Annotated in this window: 19 protein-coding genes; 11 read left to right on the forward strand and 8 right to left on the reverse strand. The window is 70.9% G+C overall.

The features are described from left to right. Positions 1–196: 196 nt before the first annotated feature. Positions 197–1,633 carry a rifampin monooxygenase gene (gene rox / locus ABD327_RS13940; RefSeq protein WP_344450768.1) on the forward strand — a complete coding sequence of 479 codons (1,437 nt, stop codon included), beginning with the start codon at positions 197–199 and terminating at the stop codon, positions 1,631–1,633. Between the two features lie 62 nt (positions 1,634–1,695). On the opposite strand, the gene ABD327_RS13945 is transcribed toward rox, so the two are convergent. After that, the gene (locus tag ABD327_RS13945; protein ID WP_344450769.1) at positions 1,696–3,720 is read right to left on the reverse strand and encodes a serine/threonine-protein kinase; all 2,025 of its coding nucleotides are present in this window, start codon (positions 3,718–3,720) and stop codon (positions 1,696–1,698) included. Positions 3,721–4,043: 323 nt separating this feature from the next. Here ABD327_RS13945 and ABD327_RS13950 point away from each other — a divergent pair, with 323 nt between their 5' ends. After that, positions 4,044–5,051 (forward strand): TY-Chap domain-containing protein, encoded by a 1,008-nt coding sequence (locus ABD327_RS13950; RefSeq protein WP_344450770.1) that lies wholly within the window; start codon positions 4,044–4,046, stop codon positions 5,049–5,051. A gap of 1 nt (position 5,052) precedes the next feature. Here ABD327_RS13950 and ABD327_RS13955 read toward each other — a convergent pair whose 3' ends face one another. Further along, positions 5,053–6,090, reverse strand: coding sequence for a hypothetical protein (locus tag ABD327_RS13955; protein WP_344450771.1), 1,038 nt, complete (start codon positions 6,088–6,090; stop codon positions 5,053–5,055). Between the two features lie 155 nt (positions 6,091–6,245). Between ABD327_RS13955 and ABD327_RS13960 the strand changes: the two genes are divergently transcribed. Further along, positions 6,246–6,521: a hypothetical protein gene (locus ABD327_RS13960; RefSeq protein WP_344450772.1), complete on the forward strand. Its 276-nt coding sequence runs from the start codon at positions 6,246–6,248 to the stop codon at positions 6,519–6,521. After that, positions 6,518–7,024 carry a DinB family protein gene (locus ABD327_RS13965; RefSeq protein WP_344450773.1) on the forward strand — a complete coding sequence of 169 codons (507 nt, stop codon included), beginning with the start codon at positions 6,518–6,520 and terminating at the stop codon, positions 7,022–7,024. The genes ABD327_RS13960 and ABD327_RS13965 overlap by 4 nt, the downstream gene beginning before the upstream one ends. 547 nt (positions 7,025–7,571) lie before the next feature. Here ABD327_RS13965 and ABD327_RS13970 read toward each other — a convergent pair. Next, the gene (locus ABD327_RS13970; RefSeq protein WP_344450774.1) at positions 7,572–9,341 is read right to left on the reverse strand and encodes a thiamine pyrophosphate-binding protein; all 1,770 of its coding nucleotides are present in this window, start codon (positions 9,339–9,341) and stop codon (positions 7,572–7,574) included. A gap of 186 nt (positions 9,342–9,527) precedes the next feature. On the opposite strand from ABD327_RS13970, the gene ABD327_RS13975 reads away from it, so the two are divergent. Next, complete coding sequence (locus tag ABD327_RS13975; RefSeq protein WP_344450775.1) at positions 9,528–11,906, forward strand: HelD family protein; 2,379 nt, start codon at positions 9,528–9,530, stop codon at positions 11,904–11,906. A gap of 21 nt (positions 11,907–11,927) precedes the next feature. Here ABD327_RS13975 and ABD327_RS13980 read toward each other — a convergent pair whose 3' ends face one another. Then, the gene (locus tag ABD327_RS13980) at positions 11,928–12,104 is read right to left on the reverse strand and encodes a hypothetical protein (protein ID WP_344450776.1); all 177 of its coding nucleotides are present in this window, start codon (positions 12,102–12,104) and stop codon (positions 11,928–11,930) included. A 57-nt stretch (positions 12,105–12,161) separates the two neighbouring features. Then, positions 12,162–13,313 carry an RNA-guided endonuclease InsQ/TnpB family protein gene (locus tag ABD327_RS13985; RefSeq protein ID WP_344450777.1) on the reverse strand — a complete coding sequence of 384 codons (1,152 nt, stop codon included), beginning with the start codon at positions 13,311–13,313 and terminating at the stop codon, positions 12,162–12,164. An 88-nt stretch (positions 13,314–13,401) separates the two neighbouring features. On the opposite strand from ABD327_RS13985, the gene ABD327_RS13990 reads away from it, so the two are divergent. After that, entirely contained in the window at positions 13,402–13,524 is a 123-nt protein-coding gene (locus tag ABD327_RS13990) for a type II toxin-antitoxin system YoeB family toxin (RefSeq protein ID WP_344450778.1), read from the forward strand. A 22-nt stretch (positions 13,525–13,546) separates the two neighbouring features. Here ABD327_RS13990 and ABD327_RS13995 read toward each other — a convergent pair whose 3' ends face one another. Next, complete coding sequence (locus ABD327_RS13995; protein WP_344450779.1) at positions 13,547–17,044, reverse strand: translocation/assembly module TamB domain-containing protein; 3,498 nt, start codon at positions 17,042–17,044, stop codon at positions 13,547–13,549. A 5-nt stretch (positions 17,045–17,049) separates the two neighbouring features. Beyond that, positions 17,050–17,700: a pyridoxamine 5'-phosphate oxidase family protein gene (locus ABD327_RS14000; RefSeq protein ID WP_344450780.1), complete on the reverse strand. Its 651-nt coding sequence runs from the start codon at positions 17,698–17,700 to the stop codon at positions 17,050–17,052. A 67-nt stretch (positions 17,701–17,767) separates the two neighbouring features. Here ABD327_RS14000 and pdxR point away from each other — a divergent pair, with 67 nt between their 5' ends. The 5 genes from pdxR to ABD327_RS14025 all read left to right on the forward strand — a co-directional run bounded on the left by pdxR (position 17,768) and on the right by ABD327_RS14025 (position 24,334). Beyond that, positions 17,768–19,171 (forward strand): MocR-like pyridoxine biosynthesis transcription factor PdxR, encoded by a 1,404-nt coding sequence (gene pdxR / locus ABD327_RS14005; RefSeq protein ID WP_344450781.1) that lies wholly within the window; start codon positions 17,768–17,770, stop codon positions 19,169–19,171. Between the two features lie 40 nt (positions 19,172–19,211). Beyond that, complete coding sequence (locus tag ABD327_RS14010) at positions 19,212–20,072, forward strand: EamA family transporter (RefSeq protein ID WP_344450782.1); 861 nt, start codon at positions 19,212–19,214, stop codon at positions 20,070–20,072. A gap of 69 nt (positions 20,073–20,141) precedes the next feature. Then, positions 20,142–21,752, forward strand: coding sequence for an AMP-binding protein (locus tag ABD327_RS14015; RefSeq protein ID WP_344450783.1), 1,611 nt, complete (start codon positions 20,142–20,144; stop codon positions 21,750–21,752). A 30-nt stretch (positions 21,753–21,782) separates the two neighbouring features. Further along, positions 21,783–23,516, forward strand: a complete 1,734-nt coding sequence (locus ABD327_RS14020; RefSeq protein WP_344450784.1) for an AMP-dependent synthetase/ligase — start codon at positions 21,783–21,785, stop codon at positions 23,514–23,516. 47 nt (positions 23,517–23,563) lie between these two features. Further along, positions 23,564–24,334 (forward strand): class I SAM-dependent methyltransferase, encoded by a 771-nt coding sequence (locus ABD327_RS14025; protein ID WP_344450785.1) that lies wholly within the window; start codon positions 23,564–23,566, stop codon positions 24,332–24,334. 190 nt (positions 24,335–24,524) lie between these two features. On the opposite strand, the gene ABD327_RS14030 is transcribed toward ABD327_RS14025, so the two are convergent. After that, complete coding sequence (locus tag ABD327_RS14030; RefSeq protein ID WP_344450786.1) at positions 24,525–25,511, reverse strand: alpha/beta hydrolase; 987 nt, start codon at positions 25,509–25,511, stop codon at positions 24,525–24,527. Positions 25,512–25,528: the final 17 nt, after the last annotated feature.

The raw sequence follows: 25,528 nt of genomic DNA on the forward strand, positions 1-25,528 counted from the left end.
GGCGATAGGCGTCGGGAAGAGCGTGAACTCCCCTCCATTCTCAACGTATAGCGCGCCGGGGGGCTTGCGGCAAGACCCGGGTGGTGCCGCAGAATCTCCGGCAGAAGTCGGGACCTGTGGAAATGCGTCTACGGGGCGTACTGCCGGATAGTGCGCAGCAGCCGGCCGAAACACGACCTTTTTGAATCGGGGGCTCATGTTCGACGTGATCATCGCCGGTGGGGGGCCGACCGGCTTGATGCTGGCCGGGGAGTTGCGACTGCACGGGGTACGCGTGCTCGTACTGGAGAAGGAGGCGGAGCCGACCAGGTTCGTCCGCGCGCTCGGCCTGCACGTGCGCAGCATCGAGGTGATGGACCAGCGCGGTCTGCTGGAGCGGTTCCTGGCGCTCGGCGTGCGGTACCCGGCCGGTGGCGGCTTCGCCGGCATCATCAAGCCGGCGCCTGGCGGGCTGGACACCGCGCACCCCTACATCCTCGGCATCCCGCAGCCCGTCATCGATCGCCTGCTGCACGAGCACGCCATCGAGGTCGGCGCCGAGGTCCGGCGCGGCTGCGAGCTGGTCGGGCTGAGCCAGGACGACCACGGGGTGACCGCCGAGCTGGCCGACGGCACACGACTGCGCTCGCGCTATCTCGTCGGCTGCGACGGCGGCCGTAGCACGGTGCGCAAACTGCTCGGCGTCGGCTTCCCCGGCGAGCCCTCCAGCACCGAGACGCTGCTGGGCGAGATGGAGGTGACCGCGCCGCCGGAGACGCTGGCCGCCGTGGTGGCCGAGGTCCGCGAGACCCAGTTGAGGTTCGGCGCCATGCCCCTCGGGGACGGCGTGTACCGCGTCGGCGTGCCCGCCGAAGGGGTGGCCGAGGACCGCTCGGTCCCGCCGACCATCGAGGAGTTCAAGCAGCAGCTGCGGGCGGTCGCCGGCACCGACTTCGGCGTGCACTCGCCGCGCTGGCTCTCCCGCTTCGGCGACGCCACCCGGCAGGCCGAGCGCTACCGGTCCGGCCGCGTGCTCCTGGCGGGCGACGCGGCGCACATCCACCCGCCGGTCGGCGGCCAGGGTCTCAACCTCGGCGTCCAGGACGCGTTCAACCTCGGCTGGAAACTGGCCGCCGAAGTCAACGGCTGGGCGCCGGAGGACCTCCTGGACAGCTACCAGACCGAACGGCACCCGGTCGCCGCCGACGTGCTGGACAACACCCGCGCGCAGATGGAACTGCTGTCCACCGAGCCGGGCCCCCAGGCGGTGCGCCGGCTGGTGGCCGAGCTGATGGACTTCGAAGAGGTGCGCCGCCACCTGACCGAGAAGATCACCGCGATAGGAGTCCGCTACGACTTCGGCGAGGGCCACGACCTGCTCGGCAGGCGGTTGCGGGACGTGAAACTGAAGCAGGGCCGCCTGTACGAACTGATGCACGGCGGCCGCGGCCTCCTGCTCGACCAGACCGGCCGGCTCTCGGCCGACGGCTGGACGGACCGGGTCGACCACGTGGTCGATGCGGTCGACACCAGCGAGGAACTGGACGTGTCCGCGGTGCTGCTGCGCCCGGACGGCCACGTGGCGTGGGTCGGCGACGACCAACAGGACCTGCGCGACCGGCTGTCCCGCTGGTTCGGCGTCCCCGTCGGCTGACGCACCGGCCCGCTCCCCGGACCTTTGCCGGATGAGATCACCGTTGCTTCTCCGGAAGAGGCTCAGGGGCAGTCGGGGATCTCGCGGCCGTCGTCGTCCTTGGCCTCGTCGTCGCCCCAGTCGCGCAGGTGGTAGGCGGAGAAGTAGGAGTCGCTGCCGTCGGGTTCGCGGAGCCGCAGCCACCAGTGGTTGTAGGAGTCGTCCACCCGTACCTCGGGGCCGGGGACCTTGCAGTGGACGGTGTGGCGGCCTGCCCGCAGAAGGCGAAGGCGTCGGGCCGACGGGTCGGGGGCGGAGAAGACGTCCGAGGTGCCGAACGTCCGGACCTGGAATTCCCCGGCGGGGGACGGCGGTGTCGAAGCCGGGGTTCCCTGGGCGGCGCCCGCCTCGGGGACGAGGTCGCGGATCCGCGGTGCCATCAGGTCCTGGACGTCCGTGTAGGGCACGTCCACGGTCTTGCGGAGGTTCTCGCCGCCTTCGGCCCCGTCGGTGCTGTGCCAGCCGATCCGAAGGCTCTCGGGGGTGAGGGCCAGTTCGACTCCGGGATCGGGGAGTGGACGCGAGGTCAGGCCCTCGGTCTCGAGGGAGCGCCAGACGAAATGGCCTATGTCCGTATGCGCTTCGGGGCCGTTGGGCGGATGCGGGATCCTCCGGGACAGTTCCGCCAGGGAGCCCTCGCGGAAGAACGCCTCCTGCGGGACCTGTTCGCCGGTGCGGGTGTCGACGGTCACCGCGCGGTAGACCTCGGTGCGCATGCCGCCGAGGTCCAGGGAGAAGGGCATGGTGATCTCGTAGAGCACCGAGACCAGGCCGGGGCCGCGCAGCCCGACGGAGGGGGCCAGCTCCAGCCGGTAGAGGTCCCGCGGCTCCGGTGACTCCTGTAGCGGCGACCGGATCTCCCTGTTCTCCCGCCAGGCCTCCCGCCAGACCCGCACCGCCTCGTCCAGCGGCTCGCGCAGCACCTGGTTGATCTTCTTTTCGACGGCGGGGTCGCGGTGGCCGGAGACCTGCACGATCCGGGCGCCCTCGGTGGTGTACCGGAGATCCGGGTAGGTATCGGTCTGGGAGACGAAGGCCAGTTCCAGCGGAGGCGGGTTCCGCGGGCCGGAGTCCGGGCGGCTCACGACGAAGATCCCGACGCCCGCGACCGTGAGGGACGCCACGGCCAGTGTCCCGAGCTTGCCCACGAGCCACGTCTTGGCCACCGACGGCGTCACCACGGAGGCGGCGCCCCCCGAGAGCGCGGTCATTCCCGCCCCGGCCAGCAGCGGGCCGGCCAGCGCCGCGAGACCTCGGGCACCGCGTTTCTCCCACTTCCGCCCGTAGCTCCGGCGGGCGACCTCATCGAGGCTCCGCAGGAAGACGACGGCGTTCACGGGCCGGGCCGAGACGGCCTTCGCCAATCCCGCCCGGACCAGTTCACGGACCTGCTCCGGAACCTCGGCCAGCGGGATCTCCCCGTGGACGTGGCCGTGCTCGTCGGCTCCGAACGGGGGACGTCCGGTGAGGCATTCGAAGAACACGCAGGTCGCCGCGTAGACGTCCGTCCCGGGTCCGACGGGTTCACGCAGCCATTGCTCGGGAGCCATGTACGGGGCGGTCCCCGTCCGGCCTCGGCCGCCCGTCCGCGCGGCCACCCCGAAGTCGACGAGTTTGCTCGCCCCGTCGGGCCGGACCAGCACGTTCTCCGGTTTGTAGTCCCGGTGGACGACCCCGACGGAGTGCGCCGCCCCCAGCCCCAGGAGTGAGCCCTTCAACACCACCAGCGCCTCTTCGGCGGTGAGCCGCCGTCCGGACGCGCCCAGCAGCCTGCGAAGCGTCACGCCCTCGACGTACTCCATCACGATCGCCGAGTGTTCGCCGTCCTCGACGAACTCCAGCAGCCGCGCCACATGCGGGTCGCCGACCCCGGCCAGCAGAGCCGCCTCCTCCCGGAACCTGGCCTGGGCCGCCTCGTCGGCGTCGACCAGATACTTGACGGCGACGGCCTCCCCGTCCTGCTCGCGCCGGGCGAGCACCACCCGCCCCTGGGCCCCCCGACCCAGCTCCGCCAGTTCCACGAGCCCCGGGACCGTCCATTCGTCCATGGGAACAGGGGACACCAGTCACCGTCCAACTACCAGAAACTCCACCAGAACCACTCGAATCGTTATGCGCCCTCACGAGGTACGGCGCCCGGCGGGAGAGAGCCGGGGGACTTCCACCAGGTCCGGCGTCATCCGCGCTGCGACCGCATCGGCTCGGGAGGCCGGAGACGGCGAGGGCGCGGCCGAGCATGTCGTCGAGGGAAAATCGTCGGAACCCTGTTCGGAGAGGGTGATGACCATTTGCCGTCGCCGGTTCTGACGTGCCGCAGGAGGTTTCGCCCAGAAAGCCGCGCGTGGCTTTCGGCGGCCTATGATCTGCTGCCATGGCACTCGATGATGACCAGGTCCGTGAGCTTGTTCGGCGGTTCGTGGCGATTGAGATGGGCGGGTGGGATGACGCGGCGTTCGGGCGGGCGCTGGAGGTGCTCGGGTGGCGGGCCGCGGAGTATTCCGATGAGGAATTGGAGTGGCAGCGGAGGCGTCGGCGGCCGAGTGGGCGGGAGGAGTACGAGACCGGGCTCGGGACGGGTCGGGGGGTGTTCGCGCGGCATGGGGCCGGTGACGAGCGATCGCAGATCTCGGTTCGGGCGGGGGAGGGGGAGGAGCTGTTCCGCCGACTGAGGTCGGCGATCGAAGACGAGCTCGGAGTGCCGTCGGTCATGCGGGGGCCGGGGCCGTCGCTGCGGTGGCGAGGGAAGGACCGGTTGCTGGAGCTCGAGCACGGTCGGCTCGGGGTGTACTTGGAGCTCCGCCCCCTCGAGGCCGTCGAGAACGCGGAGTACCAGGTGGCGAAGTGGGGCGAGGCCGAGGACGGGCTCGGGCCGCTCGGTTACTGGCAGGTGGTCAACTGGAAGGAAGGCGAAGCGGACCTGTTCGTTCCGGGCGGGTACTTCGCGGACGGGTGGGCGGAGTTCGAGGAGCGGCTGGCGAAGACGCTGGTGGCCGTCGTTCGGGATTTCGCGCTTCTGGGCGATCTCGGGGATTTCGTCGTGGTCGTGCGTGCTCCGGGAGACCGGCGGTTCGTGCAGTGGTACGCGTCGGGGCCGATGCTGTGGATCGAGGCGGGCATCCCGGACGAGTCCGACGCGGCGTGGTCGGCGGCGATGGCCGAGTCGGGTTGGCTGCCGTCGGACTCGGAGGGCTCCGGGAAACTTCTCGTGATCCGCGAGTTTCCGGTGCTGGGGGATGAGGAGGCGGCGACGGCGGCACACATGCTGGTCGGGACGCTGCAGTCGTACGGCGCCGCGTTCGAGGACCTCTGGTACGAGCTGATCTCGCCGGACGTCCACCTGCTCGGGATCGGGCTGCCCACCCGGCCCGGTGGCCGGTAGCTCAAGGACCGGGCGGGTCGAGGCGGTCGCGCAGTTCGGTCACCTTCCGCAGCAGGCTGTGCGGGTCCTGCAGCGAGACGGAGCTCGAGTACCAGACGAACTTTCCCTCGGAGAAGAGCGGTTCGCCGTCCGGAGACCGGCCGGTGAACTCTGATCCCGTCCCGCACTCGATGTACAGGAGAAGGTCCACCTCGCGCCCTTCCAAGAAGATCATTTCGTTCGTTTCGTCGTACTTGAAGCCGTAGCTGCGCAGGACGATTCGGTGGTCGTAGTAGTGGAGAAGCAGGGTCTCCGCGGGGATCTCAAAGGGATCGGTCGTCGCGTGCCGGTAGGCGTCGATGAACCGGCGGAGCCCTTGCCGGGTCACCGGGAGGCTGCGTACCGGGAATCCCGTGACGGGTTCGCAGATCGACTTCTCCGTCGAGAGGGAGACGAACCACCGGTCACCGGCTTCGTCATGGTGGAAGCGCAGCCCGAGCCGGTCATGGTCGCCGTCGTCGCTGAAGAAGTCGTCGAACTCGGCGACGACTACGGTGCCGTCAGGCGGATCGGGATCGTCGAGGCCGTCGAGACGCGCCCGCAGCATCCGCAGCGATCGGAGCAGCCGGTCGCGGTCCTGGTGGGACTCGAAGCGGCAGCCGGGCCAGAACGAGACGGTCTGCGAGTGGTCGCGGTAGAGAGGCCGTCCTTTCGCGTCATGCCCGACCAGGTCCTGCCGGAAATCGACGTTCAGATCCACGGCCAGCCACACGGTTCCGGCGTCATCGCGGTTCGCGTCGACGATCACCGAACCGTTGACGTGACCGTCGTCGAAGAATTGCGCCGACTCCTCGAACATTCCTCTCTTGAGCACGGTCAGGCAGGTCCTGATGAACCGGTGGACGTCCTGCGGGTGAACCGCCGCACACCAGAGTGGCCAGAAATCGACGAACCACCGGTCGCCGGGGACGTCCTGGTGAAAACGCAGGGAATAGCCGGGGCCTCCGGCACGGAAACCGTCGATCTCGGTGACGAGAACGGCGGCCCTGGGCAGCTCCATCCGCCCAGTAAATCAGGCGCCGTTCCCGTCGCTCTTCGCTCACAGTTCGTCCCATGTGCGTCTCTATGTCACCAGCCTGCTGCATCTGCCGGCGCGGTCGGTCGGCTCGCACCAGTTCCTCCCGGCGGGCCGCGCCGAACCGGTGCTCCAAGGACATGGTGAACGCCGTGGCTCCGGTTCCGGCGGGGCGGTCCGCGGATTGGACGGGCTCCGACGAGCGGAGCGGCGTGGAGGTCTTCCACCACGACATCTACACCGTCGTCCTCGCCGAGAACGCCTCCCGCGTCACGGCCGCACTGGATCGGGTCGAGCCGTCCCGACATCCCGCCCTCGACCAGGCGCTCTTCGACTTCTACACCGAGGCGTTCCCCGAGCCCGCCGTCAAACATCTCGACATCGGTCGTGGTGAACGGGGACACTTCTTGAGATGACCAGAGCCGATGACACGCCACCCGCGTGGGACGAGCGCACCCAGCTCACCACGTTTCTCGATTACGCGCGTGACACCGCCCGCGCCAAGTGCGACGGCGTCTCTGCGGAGAACGCCCGCAAGGCGCTCCTGCCGGGCTCACCGCTGATGACCGTGAGCGGAGTGATCAACCACCTTCGCTGGGTCGAGTACTACTGGTTCCAGGTGGTCTTCTGCGGCGAGGAGGACCGGGGTCCCTGGACCGAGGACGATCCCGATCGCGAGATGCGTATCGCCGTCGACTTCCCGCTCACGCAGTTGCTCGACGAATACGCCGAACACAGCGCCCGCTACCGCGAACTGGTCGCCGGGAACAGCCTGGACGAGCGGGCCCGGCGACCAGTTCGCGACGGTCTCCACGTCGACCTACGCTGGATCCTCCTTCACCTCACCGAGGAGACGGCTCGCCACAACGGCCACCTGGACATCCTGCGCGAGATGCTCGACGGCACGACCGGCGACTAGGTCCGGCGGAGATCATGAGCGGAGCCGGAGCCGGATCGAGGCGAACCACAGCGGCCCGCACTCCCCATAGGGATGTAGTCCCACTGTTGGCGAGCACTCTCGTCGATTACTGACCACATGCCGAAGATTTTCCCGTTATGGGCGACTGTGTATAGACAGCTCGTCTCGGCCGCAAGCTGGTCGGGCTCCACGACTCGGTAAGAACTCCTCAAACGGCCGACGCGTCGGAGGCCGCGCCGTCCCATAGGGGAGTGGTGGATGGCTCTGAGGAGAGATGGCCGACCTGGAGGCGGGGCCGGAGCATGGGCCGCCGGTCGATGAGGGGCTCGGCCGGGTGCTGCCCGTCCGACTCGCGCCGGTGGAGATGGGCAACGGCGGGTTTCGGCTTCAACCGGTAGAGGTCCCGTATCGGTGTTCGGGCATGCCCCCGCCAGGCCTCCCGCCAGGTGCGGACCGCTTCGTCCAGCGGTGCGCGCAACTCCTGGTTGATCCTCTTCTCGACGGCCTGGTCACGGTGGCCGGAGACCGGGAGGGCTCGGGACCGTTGTCAGTCGCCGAACTGCTGGATCTTGTCCTTGAACAGGGTGGTGGCGATCGAGGCGCGGCGGGGCTGGCCCTTGCGGAACGCCTCGGCGAACTTCTCGGCCTGCTCGTGCTCGACCTTGCCGGGCATCGGGGGTTCGTCCGGGTTGACGTCGATGTCGACGAGGGCGGGGCCGTCGTGTGCGAGGGCCTGGACGAGGGCCGGGCGGACGTCCTCGGGCTTTGTGATCTTCGCGCCGAAGCCGCCGCAGGAGCGGGCCCAGGGGGAGAAGTCGGCGACGGGGTGTTCGGAGAAGCGGACGCCGTGCTCGGGGTAGCCGAGGACCATCTGCTCCCACAGGATCTGGCCGAGGGAGTTGTTGTTGTTGATGACGACCTTGACCGGCAGGTCGTTGTGGACGGCGGTGAGGAACTCGGCCATCAGCATGGAGAAGCCGCCGTCACCGATGTAGGCGATGATCTGGCGGCCGGGGAAGGCGTGCTGCATGGCCAGGGCGTAGGGCAGGCCGGGGGCCATCGACGCGAGGTTGCTCGACAGGTAGAAGCCGCGGTCGCCGCGGATCGTCCAGTGGCGGGCCGCCCAGGTGGTGATGGTGCCGCTGTCGCAGGTGAGGATCGCGTCGTCCGCGGCGAGGTCGTCGAGGACGCCGACGACGTACTGGGGGGCGATGGGGTCGCGTTCGGGGTTCTGGAGGCTCGCCATCCGCCGGCGCCAGTCGTTCATCTTCTCCTGGTACTTCACCAGATGTGCGCGGTCCTGGCGGCGTTCGAGCAGCGGGAGCAGCGCGCGGAGGCCCTCCTTGGCATCTCCGATCATGGGGACCTCGGTGGGCAGGCGGGCTCCGGCGCGGGCCGGGTCGGCCTCCAACTGGACGACGCGCACCGAGCCGGGCTCGGGCAGGTGCTTGGTGTAGGGGAAGTTGGTGCCGATCATGAACAGGGTGTCGCAGTCCTCGGCGAGCTCCTCGCCGGGGCGGGTGCCCAGCAGGCCGATGCCGCCGACGGAGAACGGCGAGTCGTCGGGGACGGCGGCCTTGCCGGGGAGAGTCTTGATGACGGGGGCGCCCAGCGCGTCGGCGACGGCCAGGATCTCCTCGCGGGCGTGCAGCGCGCCCGCACCGGCCAGCAGGGCGATTCGCTCTCCCTCGTTGAGCACCCGCGCGGCACGCTCCAGGTCCTCGGCGCGCGGCGTTCCGGGCGCGGGGAGGAAGACGGGGGCGGTGGCCGGAGGGCGGGCCTGGGCGACGTGCTGCCATGGGTCGGCGCCGGCGTCGGCGACCTGGACGTCGTTCGGAAGGCTCAGGTGGGCGACGCCCCGGCGGGCCAGCGCGGTGCGGACGGCGAGGTCCACGACGCCCGGGAGCTGCACCGGATTGTCGACGACCAGGTTGTACTCCGCGACGTCGGCGTAGAGGTGCTCCACGGGCACCTCCTGCTGGTAGCCGCTGCCGAGGACGGCGGTCTCCTGCGTTCCCGTGATGGCGAGGACCGGCGCGTGGTCGAGTTTGGCGTCGTAGAGGCCGTTCAGCAGGTGGATGGCGCCGGGGCCCGAGGTGGCCAGGCAGACGCCGAGCCTTCCGGTGGCCTTGGCGTGCGCGACGGCCATGAACGCGGCGGACTCCTCGTGCCGCACGAGCAGGAACCTGATCCGGTCCTGATGCCGGCGCAGGGCCTCCATGATGCCGTTGATGCCGTCGCCCGGCAGTCCGAAGACGGTGTCGACACCCCAGTCGATCAGACGTTCCACCAGGTCCTCGGCAGCGATTCGTCCCATGGGGTAACCCGTGCCCCGGCGTGCGAGGGTGACACGTTGTTTGTCGTATAAGTGGGTGATCGGGAAGCGACCCGAGAAAGCGGAAGAGGAAACTGTAACGCCCGGCCGGGAACATCCGATGTACCGAGGTCGTTGGTCATCTGCATCCAAGTGCAGGCACACGTTTCCACTGGGAGTTTACCACACATGCCATCTAGGGCGCTCGTGGAAGAGCAGGAAAAAGTCACCTGGCTGTACGGGCTGCTGGACGCCGCCCGGGCTCGGGCCGAGGGGTCGGAGCGGATCGAGGCGGGTGGCGGCGGGGGGTTCCAGCAGCGGGTGGACCGGGAGACGGCCGTCCATGAGAAGGAGAAGAAGCTCGCGCAGTACGCGGCGGTCGAGCACGGGCTGTGCTTCGGGCGGATCGACCGGAAGGACGACACGCTCTACATCGGGCGGATCGGGTTGCGGGACGAGGAGGGCGACCCGGCGCTGATCGACTGGCGGGCGCCCGCGGCGCGGCCGTTCTACACCGCGACCGCGGCCGATCCGGAGAAGCTGGTGCGGCGGCGGCATCTGCACACGCGGGGGCGGAAGGTCGTCGATCTGGACGACGAGGTCTTCGACCTGGAGGCGATGCGGCCGGGGGATCGGGCGTCGCTGGTGGGGGAGGCGGCGCTGCTCGCGAGCCTCCGGCGGGGGCGTACGGGGCGGATGAGCGACGTCGTCGCGACGATCCAGGCGGAGCAGGACGAAGTCGTCCGGGCCGGTTTTCAGGGGATCCTGGTCGTTCAGGGTGGGCCGGGGACGGGGAAGACGGTCGCGGCGCTGCACCGGGCCGCCTACCTGCTCTACACGTACCGGGAGACGTTGAGCCGGCGCGGGGTGCTCATCGTGGGGCCCAACCCGACGTTCCTGCGGTACATCGAGCGGGTCCTGCCCGGTCTCGGCGAGACGGACGTCGCGTTGTGCCCGCTCGGGACGCTGTACCCGGGGGTGCACGCCACCGCGACGGAGACGCCGGAGGCCGAGGCCGTCAAGGGCGACGGGCGGATGGCCGAACGGCTGGAGGAGGCGCTGAAGGCCCGCCAGCGCGTCCCGGACGAGGACGTGACGTTCGAGGCCGACGGGATGCCCGTCACGCTCACGAGCAAGGCCGCCCTGCGGGCGCGTGAGCATGCGCGCAATGTCAGAGCTCCGCACAACGTCCAGCGGCGCGTGTTCGTCCACGACGTCCTCGCGGCGCTCGCCGAGGACCAGCTGGAGCGGATGGAGCGCGAGACCGACGAGCCGTTGCAGCGGCTCCTGGAAGAGGGCGGGCTGAGCAAAGAACTGCAGGAACTGCTTAAAGAGCCCTCCCGCCTGCGCGAGGACCACGATCTGGAACTGGCCAAGGAGACGCTCTGGGACGACCCCGAAGTGCGGCGTCTCATCGACTCCCTGTGGCCGGAACTCACCCCGGAACGCTTCCTCAACGACCTGTACGCCGACCCGGAGGCACTCCGGCACATCGGCTGCCCGGAGCTGCGAAGAGCGCCGGGCTCCCCGTGGACGGTCGCGGACGTCCCGCTGCTGGACGAGGCCGCCGAGCTCCTCGGCGTGGACGACAGCGCGGACAAGGCCGCCGAGCGCCGTGAGGAGCAGCGGCGCCGCGAGGAGGAGCGCTACGCCAGGGGCGTCCTGCAGATCTCCGGTCTCACGGAGGTGGACGCCGGGATGCTCGCCGAACGCCAGCGGGAGGAGCGCGGCCCCGTCACGGCCGCCGAAAGGCTCGCCGACCGGGAGTGGGCGTACGGGCACGTCATCGTGGACGAGGCGCAGGAACTGTCCTCCATGGCGTGGCGCGCGGTGATGCGCCGGGTGCCCGCCAAGTCGATGACGATCGTCGGCGACCTCGCCCAGACGGGCAGCGCGGCGGGCGCCCGCGACTGGGCGGAGATGCTGGAGCCGTTCGTGGGGGACCGCTGGCGGGAGCTGCGGCTGCTGGTCAACTACCGCACACCCGGCGCGATCATGGCGGTGGCCGAGGACGTGCTGGCGAGCGTCGACCCGCACGCCGTCGCGCCCCGCTCGGTACGGGAGGAGGGCGACCCGCCGAAGGCCGTCCGCATGGACGCACTCGATGGTCTCCCCGGCCTGGTCGAAGCCGAGCTGGAGCGGATCGGCGAGGGCCGTCTGGCCGTCATCACCTCCCGGGCACGACGCCAGGAGGTGACCGCGGCCCTCCCGGACGCTCCGGCGGAGGTGACGCCCGAAGCCCTCGACCAGCCCGTCGTGATCCTGACGGCGGCCGAATCCAAGGGCCTGGAGTTCGACGCCGTCGTCCTCGTCGACCCGGACGGAATCCGCGAGGAGTCCCCGAACGGAGGCCACGACCTGTACGTCGCCATCACCCGCGCGACGAGACGCCTCACCGTCATCCACTCCGGCGACCTCCCGCCCGAACTGCACCGCCTTGTACGAGAGGGGTCCCGGCCGTTCGACGAGACCTCCCATCTGCTCAACAGCCCGGAGAACGCGCGCTGCCCGCGCGCCGCGACCGATCGGCTGGAGGCCGGTGAGGGGACCGGCCGGGAATCCGGCTGACGAGACGGCGGGCCAGGACCATCAGCGGCGGCCGATGGTCCTGGCCGCGCCCGCCGCGATGGTCGTGGCCAGGATCCAGCCCGCCGCCACCCGCAGGTAGGAGAACCACTGGTAGGGGCCTTCGGGGTTGAAGGCGCGTTCCTGGCCCAGGTCCACGATCGGCAGCAGCAGGTCGACGGTGTACATGACGGGGGTCAACTTCTCAGCCCTGAAAGGCCGAGCTTGCAGCTCTTCACCGCACCTGGCCGGTGTGGTTCAGGCCGCGTCGTCGGCAGCGTGACTCACTGCCCAGGCCGCCGCGCCACGTTGGGCGATGTTGCGGCCTGCGTTCACGTCGGCGTGCTCAGCGAAGCCGCACGACGTGCAATGGAAGGTGGACTGGTCGGACCGGTTACGTCTGCTGACGTGACCGCATGCGGAGCAGCCCTGTGATGTGTATCGGGGGTCTACGAACACCACCGGTACCCCCGCCAGGGCGGCCTTGTAGGAGACGAACGCGCCGAGCTGGGCGAACGACCAGGAATGCAGCGTGACCCGCTGGGGCTTGCGGAGCCGTACCCTGTCGCGGATGCCGCCCAGGTCTTCCAGGGCGATACCGCGGCAGGTGCGTTGAGCCTCGGTCACGAGCTTCTTGGCGATGCAGTGGTTGGTGTCGGCCGCGAAACGCGCCTCCCGGCCGGAGAGCTTGCGCAGCAGCCGCTTGGCGGACCTGGTGCCCTTCTTCTGGAGCCTGCTGCGCAGCCGCCGGTTCTTGTGCCGGACCTGGTTGAGGTGTTTGCCGGCGTGCCGGGTGCCGTCGCTGGTGGTGGCGATGTTCACGATGCCCAGATCCACACCCAAAAACCCGACCGGGTTACCCAATTCGGGCTCGGGGACCTCGCAGGTCGCCTGCAGATACCAACTTCCGCCCCGCAGCACCAGATCGGACTCCCCGCGCCGGTACTCGGTGAGCATCTTCATCTGCGACGGCGAGCACTGGAACCCGATGCCCCTCACGCGGCCTCGGACGGTCCAGATCGAAACGGTGCGCGCCTCCAGCTGCCAGGACAGGCACCGGTCGTCGAACGGCTGGGCGGCGTCCTTGCGGAACCGGACCGGCTTGCCCTCCACGGCCTTGCGCCGCTTGGAGCCTTCCGGTCCGTAGTTCCCGGCCTTCAGGTTCGCTTTCAAGGTGGCGTAGGCCCCGGCGGCCTTGCGGACGGCGTGCAGGGCGGGCTGGGCGGACAATCCCATCGCCTTCACCTCGCCGTACACCAGCCGCTGAAGCGGCCGCCCGCCCGTCACGCCGGTCTCGAACGCGCGGCGGGAGGCGTGGTCGGCGGCCCGGTTGCAAGTGCGCAGCGTCTCCCGCAGAGCCACCCGGGCGGCCTCGTCCGGGAGCAGCTTCACCTGCACCACGAGCTTCACATGCACAACATAGCGACTCCTCTCTAATGTCGAGATGATTTTCCGATCCCGGCATGCACAAAGGGGCGAAGCGCCGCCTACGACCTGCATGTTCGTTCTGTCTTCGTCGCGGGGTACCGGCGGGGTCCTCGCCGACGAACATCGACTCGTCTACAAAATCGTGGACGACCAGATCCGTATCGCCGCCTGCCGTTACCACTACGAACGCTGACCGGGTCCGCGCTTGCCAGGGTTCAGCGGCGCCCGATGGTGCGGGCGGCGCCCGCGGCGATGGTCGTGGCGAGGATCCAGCCCGCCGCCACCAGCAGGTAGGAGAACCACTGGTAGGGGCCGACCGGGTTGAAGGCCCGTTCCTGCCCCAGGTCCACGATCGGCAGCAGCAGGTCGACGGTGTACATGACGGGGTTAAAGTCCGGGTGCTCGTCGGCCTTGACCGGCCCGGGTTCGGTGATCGAGAACACCACCGAGCCGATCACGACGAGCAGGGCGAGCCAGGTCGCGGCCCGCATCGGCTGGTAGCCGTAGCCGACCGTGACGTCCTGCAGCCGTCCCCACATCCGGCTCGCGCGGGAGGCGGTGCGGCCCTGGCGGCGCTCCCTGGCCAGCAGGACGGTCTGGGCGTGGCGCTGCTGGCCCAGTGCGGTGTAGTGGGCGGCGAGCTGCTCGTAGGGCTGCGGCTGGAAGCCGCGCGGATCCCTGCCCAGCCAGTCCAGCCGGGTCTGCGGGTCGAGCCGGGGCTCCAGCGCCTCGTAGGTCAGGCCGTCGAGCTCGATCGCCTCCGGCCAGTTCTCCGGGTCGTCCTCCAGGATGCCGAGGCGGGCGTGGCTGAGTTGCACGATCCCGTCCAGCCGGGTGTGCTCGAACAGGAGGCGGCCCGCCTGCAGCCCCTTGGCGGCGAGGGCCCTCCCCTCAGGGCGCTCCAGGACGGTGTCGCGGAGCTGGAGGGTCCGGCCGATCCGGGCCTCGGCGACGCGCAGCGTCCCCTCGAAGCGGGTCCGCGTCAGGAACACGTCTCCGACGACCTCGGCGAGCGACAGCCGCAGGGCCACCCGGCCGGGGTTGACGAACTCGGTGTCCAGGGCGGTGAACAGGTCGGAGATCCGGGCGCCGCGCAGGTTGATCTCGCCTTCGATCCGGGCGCCGCGCAGCCGCAGGGTGCGGGTGTTCAGGCCGTCGGCGAGGATCGCGTACTCCCCGTCCCCGGTCAGCCGGACGTCGTCCAGATGGGTCTGTCCGGTGACCTGGCTTCCGCGCAGGACGATCCGGCCGGCGGCGGTGAGGCCGTTCAGCAGCAGCCCGCCCGCGGTCATCCAGCTGGCCAGCAGCGCCGGATCCGTTCCGGCCGCGGTGAGATGGGCGTCGGCGAACTCGACGACCCCCGACAGCTGGGAGCCGCGCAGCGACACCTTCCCCTCGGCCCGCAGCCGCGCCATGCGGACGTTGACCGCGCTGAGCCCCTCGGCGGCGAACGCCTTGCCCTCGGAGTCGCCGACGAAGACGGCGTCCTCGGCGGAGAGGTCGGCGGTGATCTGCGCCCCGCGCAGTGAGATCCGGCCCCGGGCGCTCAGGCGGTCGAGCAGCACCTGGCCCGCGACCAGGCCGTTGCACAGCAGCGCCACCCCGTCGATCTCGCTGGTGATCCGCGCCCCGGCCAACCGGAAGTCCCCGGCCACCTGTGCTCCGCGCAAAGAGACCCTGCCCTCGAACCCGGCGTCGTCGGCGATGAGATGCACCGCGTTCAGACCGGCGGCCGACACGGCGCGTCCGTCGACGTCGGCGCCGACCTGCGCCCCGGTGAGCACCACGTCCCCGGCGATCTGGCTCCCGAGCAGCGATATCCGCCCCTCCGCGACCAGCCCGTCGGCGGAGATCCCCCCGGCCTCCAGCCCGTCGGCGGACAGGGACAGCCCCTCGCCGTCCATGCCCAGCTTCGCCCCGTGCAGTTCCAGGTTCCGGGTGAGCCGCGCGTCGTCGAAGACGAGCGGGCCCTCCGCCTCCAGGCCCCGGACGCAGACGCCGCCCGCCACGAGGCTCACCGCGCTGAGCGCCCGCCGCCCGGCGCCGTGCGTCCCGATGCGGGCTTCGGCGAGGTCCATCTCCCGGACGAGGCGGGAGTCGTCGAAGTCCACCGGGCCCTCGGCGCGCAGCCGCCGGGCCAGGATCCCGCCCGCTTCGAGGCCGGTCGCGGTGAGCGACCCGCCGCGGGCTTTGAGGTGGGCGTCGGTGAGGTCGAGCTCGCGGGTGACGCGGGAGTCGGAGAAGACGACGTGCCCTTCGGAGACCAGTCCCGCGGAGCGGACGCTGCCCGCGGTCAGCCCGGCGGCGTCCAGAGCGCGGTCCCCGACCTCCAGACGGGAGGAGCTCAGATCGAGGTCGCCGGTGACGCGGGCGTTGACCAGGGAGAGCCGGCCGGCGGCGTGGAGGCGGGGGAGGAGGACGTTGACGGCCTCCATGTTGTCGGCGTCCAGGCACTGGCCGTCGGCGTCGGGGGTCAGACGGCAGTCGCCCATCCGGACGTCGCCGGTGAAGGCGGCGCCGCGCAGCAGGACACGGCCTTCGGCGTGCAGGGAGTCGGCGGACAGGCCGCCGGAGCGGATGCGGTCGCCGCGCAGGGCGTGGCCGTCGGGGCCCGCCTTCAGCCGGGCGTGGGAGAGGTGGATCTCGCCGATGTCGGTGTTGCGGAGGGAGACGCGGCCTTCGGCGGTGAGGCCGTCGAGGCGGGCCGTCGCCGCGGTCATGCCGTCGGCGGCCAGGGCGGCGCTGTTCGGCACGGCCGTCAGCCGGGCGCCGAAGAGTTCCAGGTCGCCGGTGAGGCGGGCGTTGACGAGCCGGACCTGCCCGCCTTCGACGACGAGGCCGCGGGCGTGCAGGCCGGAGAGGGACGCGGCCTCCAGGTTGAGGGAGGAGTCCTGGAGCCGCGCGTCGGTGAGGGTGAGCGCGGCGCGGAGCGTGGCGCCGATGAACCGCACCTCGCCGACGGCGCTGAACCCCTCGTTGAGCCACAGCGCCCCGTCGGCCCGCAGGCCGCCCGCCGCGATCGCGACCCGGCCCGGGTTGGCGACGGCGGCCGAGCGCAGCGTGAAGGACCCCCCGATGTGGGCGTTGTCGAGGCGCAGCGCGCTCCACTGGTCGGCCGAGGTGATGCGCGCGTCGGAGAAGCGCACCGCGCTGCCGAACCGGGCGTGCGGCAGGCGCACCGACCCCGTCGCGGTGAACCCTGCGTCGAAGTTCGCCCGGCCGGTGACCAGGAGGCTCTCGCCGAGCAGGGCCTCGCCCGCCGGATCGTCGCCGAGGGTCGCGCCGGACAGGTGGAGTTCGCCGTCGATCTGGGCGTGGTCCAGGTTCACCTGGCCGGTGATCACGGACCCCTTGAGGGACAGCGCCCCGTCCAGCCTCAGCCGGGCGAGGCCGAGTCCGGGCATCCGGCAGCGCACGAACCGCAGCGTCCGGGTGATCGACTCCATGAACTGCGGCGGCTCGTCGAACTCGCACTCGGTGAAGACGAGGGGGTGGTCGATGACGGTGCCGCGCAGGCGCAGCCTGCCGGTGACGCGCGCCCCGCGCAGCCGGAGCCCCGGCACCCCGTCGGGCGGGGGCGGGTCGTGCAGCAGGAGGGTGAGGGCCGAGGCGCGGACCGTCCGGTCCGCGGCCTCGGTGAGGTCGACCGGGCTCCCGTCCGCCACCGCGGTGTAGAGCCGGAGTTCGGTCTCGGTGAGATCATCCAGCCCCATGCGCCCTATCTTGCAGAAGATCGAGTAGAACGTCCATGTATGTGGGCGGGCACGGGACGAGCGGGGGAGAGCCGGGGGTCGGGCTCCGGTTCTCCGAAGACGGTGCGGACGGGCTGGACGCCGGCCCAGACCGGAAGGGCGTAGTCCTCGTCGTCGTCCTTCGGGGGGCCGGTGCGGACCTTGACCGACGCTTCCGCCAGCGGCAGGGCCAGGACGGCGGTCGCGGCGAGCTCCTTACGGTTCGGCGGCCGCACGGCGTCCCACTGGCCGGGGGCGAGCTGCTCGGTGATGGCGCGGAGCGCGGCCAGGTGCTCGTCCGGGTCGGTGACGGGACGGGGCGTGCCGTAGACCACGGCGGAGCGGTAGTTCATCGAGTGGTGCATGGCCGAACGGGCCAGGACGATGCCGTCCAGGTGGGTGACGGTCACGCAGATCTCGCCGTCCGTGCGCAGCGAGCGGGCGCCGGTGGAGCCGTGCAGGTAGAGGGTGTCGTCGATGCGGCCGTAACCGGTGGGGATCACCCGGGGAGAGCCGTCGACGACGACGCCGAGGTGGCAGACCAGCCCGGCGTCGAGCACGTCGTACAGGTCTTCCCGGTCGGTCCTGGCACGTTCCCCGAGCCGGCGGAGGCGGGTGCGTTCGGTGGTGGAGAGCATGCTCCTACAGTGGACGACGAGTGGACCTGCCACCATGGCCACTTCCCCCTCGAAATGGAAGACCACTTTGTCTCGCCGACCTGCTGACCTGCATCTTCTCCTCGACCGGGCCTCGACCGAACCGCTGAACGTCCAGGTGTCCCGGGGGCTGCGCGAGCTGATGCGCACCGGGGTGCTCGCGCCGGGCGAGCGACTGCCTTCCAGCCGGGCGCTCGCCGCCGGACTCGCGGTCAGCCGGACCGTCGTCACCGAGGCCTACCAGCAGCTCTACGCCGAGGGCTGGCTGGAGGGCAGGCACGGATCCGGCACGTTCGTCGCCGACGTGGGGCATCCGGAACCCGCGCCGGGGAGCATGCCGGACGCGGGAGCGGCCGTCCCCGAACGGCCGGAGCCCGCGTTCCTCTCCCGCACCGAAGCGAGGGCGGCCGGGCTGCTGGACCTGCGGCCCGGGGCGCCCTGGGTGCGCGACCGCGACTTCGCGGCCTGGAAGAGGGCCTGGCGGCGGGCGGCCGACCACCCGCCGGACGACGACCCCGACCCGCGCGGCCTGCCGTGGCTGAGGGAACTGCTCGCCGGGCACCTGCGCCGGGCTCGGGGCATCGCGGTGCGGCCGGAGAACCTCGTGATCACCCGGGGCACCGGCAACGGGCTCGACCTGGTCGCCGCGCTGCTGGCGGCGGGCGGCCGCGCCGGGGTGGAGGAGCCGGGCTACGGCCGGGCCCGCTCCATCCTGCGGGCGCGGGGAGCCGAGGTGGTGCCCTGCCCGGTCGACCGTGAGGGCGTCCTCGTCGAGGGGCTCCCCGACGGGCTGCGGCTGCTCTACACGACCCCGGCGCACCAGTACCCGCTGGGCGGACGGCTGTCCATCTCCCGGCGGGAGCGGCTGCTGGCCTGGGCCCGCGCCACCGGGGCGCGGATCGTGGAGGACGACTACGACGCGGAGTTCCGCTACGACGTGGCCCCGCTGCCCGCGCTGTACGGGCTGGACCCCGAGCGGGTGATCCTGCTGGGGACGCTGGCCAAGACGCTGACGCCGGACCTGGGCATCGGCTGGATCGTCGCCTCCCCGGAACTGGCCTCCCGGCTGGCGGAGCTGCGGCGCGTCCTGGTCGACCGCACCAGCGGGCCCGTCCAGTACGCGACGGCCGTCCTGCTGGAGAACGGCGACCTGGACCGCCACCTGCGCCGGATGCGGCTGGAGTACGCGCGCCGCCGGGCGACGGTCGTGGAGCACCTGGGGGAGTGGATCACGGGCGACACCGCGGGGCTGCACGTCATGATCCCGCTCGACGCCGCCCGCACGGACCGGGTCAGGGCGGAGGCCGAGGCCAGGGGCGTGCTGCTGGAGGACCTCACCCGCTACACCGAGGTCTCCTCATCCGTCCACGGGTTGATGCTGGGCTACGGCTCGGCGTCCCCCGCCGAGGTGCGCCGCGGCTGCGAGGTCCTCGCCGAACTGCTGAGGGAATAATGACCGTCATGCATTTCATCCCTTACATCCCCCTGTTTCCATGGTGACCGTCATGGCGCTGACCGCGGCGCTCTTCTACGGCGTGGGCGACTTCTTCGGCGGGGCCGCCTCGCGCCGCGCCACCGCCCTGTCGGTGCTCACGGTGAGCATCCCGCTGGGGCTGGCCGTCATGGCGGTCGCGGCCCTGTTCGGCGGCATCGCGCCCGACGCGGCGGGCGTCGGCTGGGGGCTGGCCTCGGGCCTGGCCAGCGGCGTCGGATTCCTCGCCCTCTACCGCGCCCTGGCCATCGGCCCGATGAGCGTGGTCGCCCCGGTCTCGGCCCTGGCGGGCGCGGTCGTGCCGGTCGTCGCGGGGCTGCTGGCGGGGGAGCGGTTCGGCGGCACGGTGCTGTTCGGCGTCGTCCTGTGCGTCGCGGCGATCGGCCTGGTCAGCATGGAGCCCGGCAGGGAGGGCCCGTCCCCGTGGGGGTGGGGCGGAGGGCTTTCCCTGGCGCTGGTGGCCGGGACGGGCTTCGGCATTTTCTTCGTCCTGCTCAGCTACGCGGGCGAGGGCGGCGGGCTGTGGCCGCTGGTCCTGTCCCGCGCCGGGGTGCTGACGGTCGTGCTGGGCGTCGTCGCGTTCCTGGCCTGCTCGCCCTCCAGGCCGTCCGTCACCCGGTTGCGCGGCCGGACGACCTGGGCGCTGGCCGTGGGCGCGGGCGTCCTGGACGTCGTCGCGAACGTCGCCTACTTCAAGGCCGTCAACGCCGGGATGCTCAGCGTCGTGGGGGTCCTCACGTCCCTCTACCCGGCCGTCACGGTGCTCCTGGCGTGGCTCGTGCACAAGGAGAGACTGCAGGTGGCGCAGAGAATCGGGCTGCTCGTGGCCTTGACAGGAGTGGCCCTGGTCACGTCAGGATGATCCCCGCGTACCACATGACCGGTAAGTAATGATTTACTACCGCTCAGGCGCACAAGGAGGAAGTTCGGGATGACCCCTCAGCTGGACCTGGCCACCCTTTTCGATGCCATCGCCGAGGCGATCCCCGAGCGGGACGCCCTCGTCTGGCGGGGCCGCCGGTGGACGTTCGCGGAGGTGTCCCGGCGGGTGCGCGCGCTCTCCCGCGTCCTGCACGACCACGGCCTGGGCCGTACCGGTGAGCCGGGCGACCCGTGGGAGTCCAACCACGACCACCTCGCCCTCTACCTGCACAACAGCCAGGCCTACCTGGAGGGCCTGGTCGGCGCGCACCGGGCGCGCGTGGCGCCCTTCAACGTCAACTACCGCTACGTAGGCGACGAGCTGGAGTACCTGTTCGCCGACGCCAGGCCGAAGGCGATCCTCTACCACGCGACGTACGCGCCGACCCTGGCGCAGGTCCTGCCGAATCTGGCCGTCCGGCCCCTGCTGATCCAGGTCGCCGACGACTCCGGCAACGCCCTGCTGCCGGGCGCGCTGGACTACGAGGAGGCCCTCGCCGCCGCCTCGGACGAGCCGCTGCCCGTCACCTCGAGCGGCGACGACCTGCACATCCTCTACACCGGCGGCACGACCGGGATGCCCAAGGGCGTCCTGTGGCGCATCGCCGACCTCGTCGACGGGCCGCTGGGACTGCGCCGCCGCGACGGGAGCCGGTACGACTCCGTGCAGGAGGCCGTCGAGGCCGCCGTCGCCCGCACGACCGCCAAGGTGCTGGTGCTGCCGCCGATGATGCACGGCTCGGGCACCTGGGTCTCCCTCGGCGGCTGGCTGGGCGGCGCGACCGTCCTGCTCCCCGACGTCGTCGAACGCCTCGACATCGAGGGCGTCGTGGACATCCTGGACAAGGAGGGCGCCAGCCGGATGCCGGTCATCGGAGACGCCTTCGCCCGCCCGCTGGTGGCCGAACTGGAGCGCACGGGCCGCGAGCTGCCCAAGCTGCGCCAGATCGTCAACTCCGGGGCCGCGATCAACCCCGTCACCAAGGCCCGGCTGGCCGAACTGCTGCCGCACGTGCGCCTCATCGACATCGTCGGCTCGTCCGAGAGCGGCTTCCAGATCACCCGCCTCGGCGGCGCGGACGCCCCCTTCCTGCCCACCCCCGGCACCGCCGTGCTCAGCGAGGACCGCACGCGCAGGCTGGAGCCGGGCGAGGACGAACTGGGCTGGCTGGCCAAGGGCGGATCCATCCCGCTGGGCTACCTGGGCGACCCGAAGAAGACCGCGGCGACCTTCGTGAAGATCGGCGACTACCGCTGCGTCATCCCCGGCGACCGCGCCCGGCTGCGCTCCGACGGGTTCGTCGAGATGCACGGCCGCGACTCCATGACCATCAACACCGGCGGCGAGAAGGTCTTCGCCGAGGAGGTCGAGGCGGTCGTCCGCGCCATCCCGGGCGTCGCCGAGGCACTGGTGCTGGGCCGGCCCAGCGAGCGCTGGGGCAACGAGATCGTCGCCGTCGTCAGGCTCGCCGGGGAACTGAGCGACGAGGCGCTCAAGGACGCCTGCGCCGCCCACCTGGCCCGATACAAGATCCCCAAGAGCTTCGTCCGCACCGACGACGCCCTGCGCCTCCCCAACGGCAAGGCGGACTACGCCGCCGCACGCGCCCTCATCCAGTAGCAGAGAAACCTCCAACCGCAGGAGCGAGCCATGTCTCCCACCCCCAAGACCCTGGTAGAGGCGTTCCGGCAGACCGCCTCCGAACTGTCGGACGCCGTCGCGCTGCGCACCCCCGGCGACGCGGCCGTCCACACGTGGGCCCAGTACGCCGCCGAGGTCGAACGGATCGCCCGCGCCCTGCACAAGCTGGGAGTGCGCCCCGGCGACCGGGTCGCGATGATGCTCACCAACCGGCCCGAGTTCCACTTCGTGGACAACGCCGCCCTGCACCTGGGCGCGATCCCGTTCTCGATCTACAACACCAGCTCGCCCGAGCAGATCGCCTACATCATCGGGCACGCCGGGCCGAAGGTCGTGGTGGCCGAGGAGCAGTTCATCGGCAAGATCACCGAGGGCGGCGCGGCCTCGATCGACCACCTGATCGACGTGGCCGACCTCGGCTCGCTGGAGACCGACGACGAGTTCGACTTCGAGGCCGCCTGGAAGTCCGTCGACCCCGAGAACGTCGTCACCCTCATCTACACCTCCGGCACGACCGGCCCGCCGAAGGGCGTCGAGGTCACCCACCGGGGCGTGCTCGCCAACATCGAGGCGTTCCAGAAGGGCTACCCCGTCCGCCGGGGCGACAACGTCACCTCCTACCTGCCGGCCGCGCACGCCGTGGACCGCATGGGCAGCCACTGGATGCACATGTGGCAGGGCACCGTCGTGACCTGCGTGGCGGACATGGCCGGGATCCTCGGCGCGCTCACCGAGGTCCGCCCCGACGTGTGGGTCGCGGTCCCGCGCGTCTGGGAGAAGATCAAGAACGGCATCCAGGCGATGCTGGCCGGTGCCGAGGAGGACAAGCGCAAGGCCGTCGACGGCGCCTTCGAGGTGGCGCTGCGCAAGGTCGCCCTGGAACAGGCTGGCGAGGAGGTGCCGCAGCAGCTCCTGGAGGAGTACGCGTTCGTCGACGAGGTCGTCTTCGCCAACATCCGCGCGCTGCTCGGCCTGGACCGGATGCGCTACGCCTTCTCCGGCGCGGCCGCCATCCCCAAGGAGACCCTGGAGTTCTTCCTGGCGATGGGCCTGAACATCGTCGAGGGCTGGGGCATGACCGAGGTGACCTCGGTCGCCACCTGCAACCCGGTCGGCAAGGTCAAGGTCGGCACCGTCGGGCCTCCGCTGGAGGGCATGGAGGTCAAGCTCGGCGAGGACGGCGAGCTGCTGGTGCGCGGCGCGTGGGTGATGAAGGGCTACCGCAACGACCCGGCCAAGACCGCCGAGACCGTCGACTCCGACGGCTGGCTGCACACCGGCGACATCGCCACCATCGACGACGACGGCTACGTCACCATCGTCGACCGCAAGAAGGAACTCATCATCAACGCGGCCGGCAAGAACATGTCGCCGACCAACATCGAGAACACCATCCGGGCGCACTCCCCGCTGCTCGGCGGCATCGTCGTCATCGGCGAGGCCAAGGCCTACAACGTCGCGCTGGTCTGCATCGACCCCGACGCGGCGGCGATCGTGGCGGCCAGGTACGGGCTGGAGGCCGACCCGGCCGTCCTGGCCAAGGACGCCCGCGTGCACGAGGAGATCAAGGCCGGCATCGACGCGGCCAACGCCAAACTGTCCCGGGTCGAGCAGATCAAGAAGTTCACGATCCTGCCGAACTACTGGGAGCCGGGAGGCGACGAGCTGACCCCGACCATGAAGCTGCGCCGCCGCCCGATCGGCGAGAAGTACGCTGCGGAGATCGACGCACTGTACGCATAGTGAGCGCTTAGTGGCGCTGGCGTCACTCAGGGTGTACGAATTCCTGCATGACCTACACCCGGCGCCAGCGCTCCAGCCTCCTGTACCAGATCCAGTACGCGATCCGTAATCCCGACCGGATCCGCCCCTACGTGAGCCGGTACGCCCGCGACCTGGTCCTTCGCGCGAGCGCACCGGACCACGTGGCCTACTACCGCGAGGTCATGCGGTCGGACGTCACCGAGAAGAGCCCGTTCAAGGCGGTCGGCAGCCCGACGGAGGAGAGCTGGCTGCGCAACGGCCTCCTGCAGTTCGAGTACCTGCTGTCCCACGGCCTGCAGCCCCGTCACCGGGTTCTGGAGATCGGCTGCGGCAACCTGCGCGCCGGCTGGCGCATCATCGAGCACCTGGACGCCGGCAACTACTACGGCCTGGACATCTCGCCCGACATCCTGCTGGCCGCCAACGACACCGTCGTCCGCTACGAACTCCAGGACAAGCTGCCCAACCTGCACCTGGTCCGGGACCTGACGTTCGGGTGGCTGCCCGACGACCACTTCGACGTCGTCCACGCGCACAGCGTCTTCTCGCACACCCCGCTGGAGATCGTGGAGGAGTGCTTCGCGCACGTCGGCCGCATCCTGCGCCCCGACGGGTTCTTCGACTTCACCTTCGACCGCACCGAACTGGCCGAGCACCAGGTGCTGCGCGAGGACTTCTACTACCGCACCGAGACGCTGGTGGACCTGGCCGCCAAGCACGGCCTGGAGGCCAGGTTCATGTACGACTGGGAGAAGAACCCCCACAAGCAGAGCAAGATCCGCATCACTGTCCGCTGAGGACAGACGACCGCAGCGAAGCGAGGATCGGCTGTCCTCTTCCGGGGGCCTGGGGGTCGCCCCCCCAGAAAAATGGACAGGCCGAGTTCCAGCCCGGCCCTCAGGGGTTGAAGGGGTCTGGGCCGCCCCATGGTTCCCAGCCCGGCCCTCAAGGTCGAAGGGGTCTGGGGACCGCCCCATGCGGGGGCCGTCAGGCGACCTCGGCCTCGGCCTCGGACTCCTCCCGGACGGCCGGGAGGGAGCGGACGAAGGCTCCGATCTCGGCGATGGAGTCGTGGCCCTCGGGGCAGAGGTCGGCGAAGATCTGGAAGACGTGGGGCTGGTGGTCCCAGAGCGTCAGGGTCGCCGGCACTCCGGCGGCGGAGAGGCGCTGGACCATCAGCTCGGCGTCGACCCGGAGGATCTCGGTCGAGCCCACGTGGATGAGGACGGGCGGGAAGTCGGCCAGGTCGCCGTTGACGGGGGAGTGCAGGGGGTCGGGCACCATGTCCTTCAGGATCATGGTGCTCAGGACCCCCAGGCGCGTGCCGGGGAGGAAAGCCTCCAGCCGCAGGTTCTCGTGGGCGAGCTTGGCGGCGTCGTCCAGGTCGGTCAGCGGCGAGATCGCGACGATTCCGCCGGGCGCCGGCAGCCCCTCGCGCAGCGCCTGCAGCGGGGCGGCCAGGGAGAGGAACCCGCCGGCGGAGTCGCCCGCGAAGATGATCTGCTCCGGCCGGTAGCCCCGGTCCAGGAGGTACCGGTAGGCGGTGACGCAGTCGGCGACGCTGCCCGCGAGGTTGGCCTGCGGCAGCTGCCGGTAGGCGACGGACAGGGCGGGCACCCCCGCCGCGGCGGAGATCCGGGAGATCATCCGGCGGTGGGTGTTCAGGCCGCAGACCATGAACCCGCCGCCGTGGAAGTACAGGATCACCCGCTCGGCGCGCCCGGATCCGGGGTCCTTCACCCCGCGCCCGTGCACCCACTCGGCTTTGAACCCCTCGAAGGGCACCTTCCGGGTCCGTGTCCCGCTCGGGGCGAGCATGACGCGGGCCAGCGTCTCGACGAGGAACATGAAGCGCAGGACGCCCGGGGGGAAGGGCATGTGGAGCATCAGCGGCCGGAGGGTGAAACGGAGGACGAGGATGAACAGCCGGGTGCGAAGGCGGACACCCTTCCGCAGCTCGATGACGGGTTCCACCGGGCCCTCCAGTTATC

The sequence above is a fragment of the Actinocorallia aurantiaca genome (genome assembly GCF_039533685.1).
Classification (GTDB): Bacteria; Actinomycetota; Actinomycetes; order Streptosporangiales; family Streptosporangiaceae; genus Actinocorallia; species Actinocorallia aurantiaca.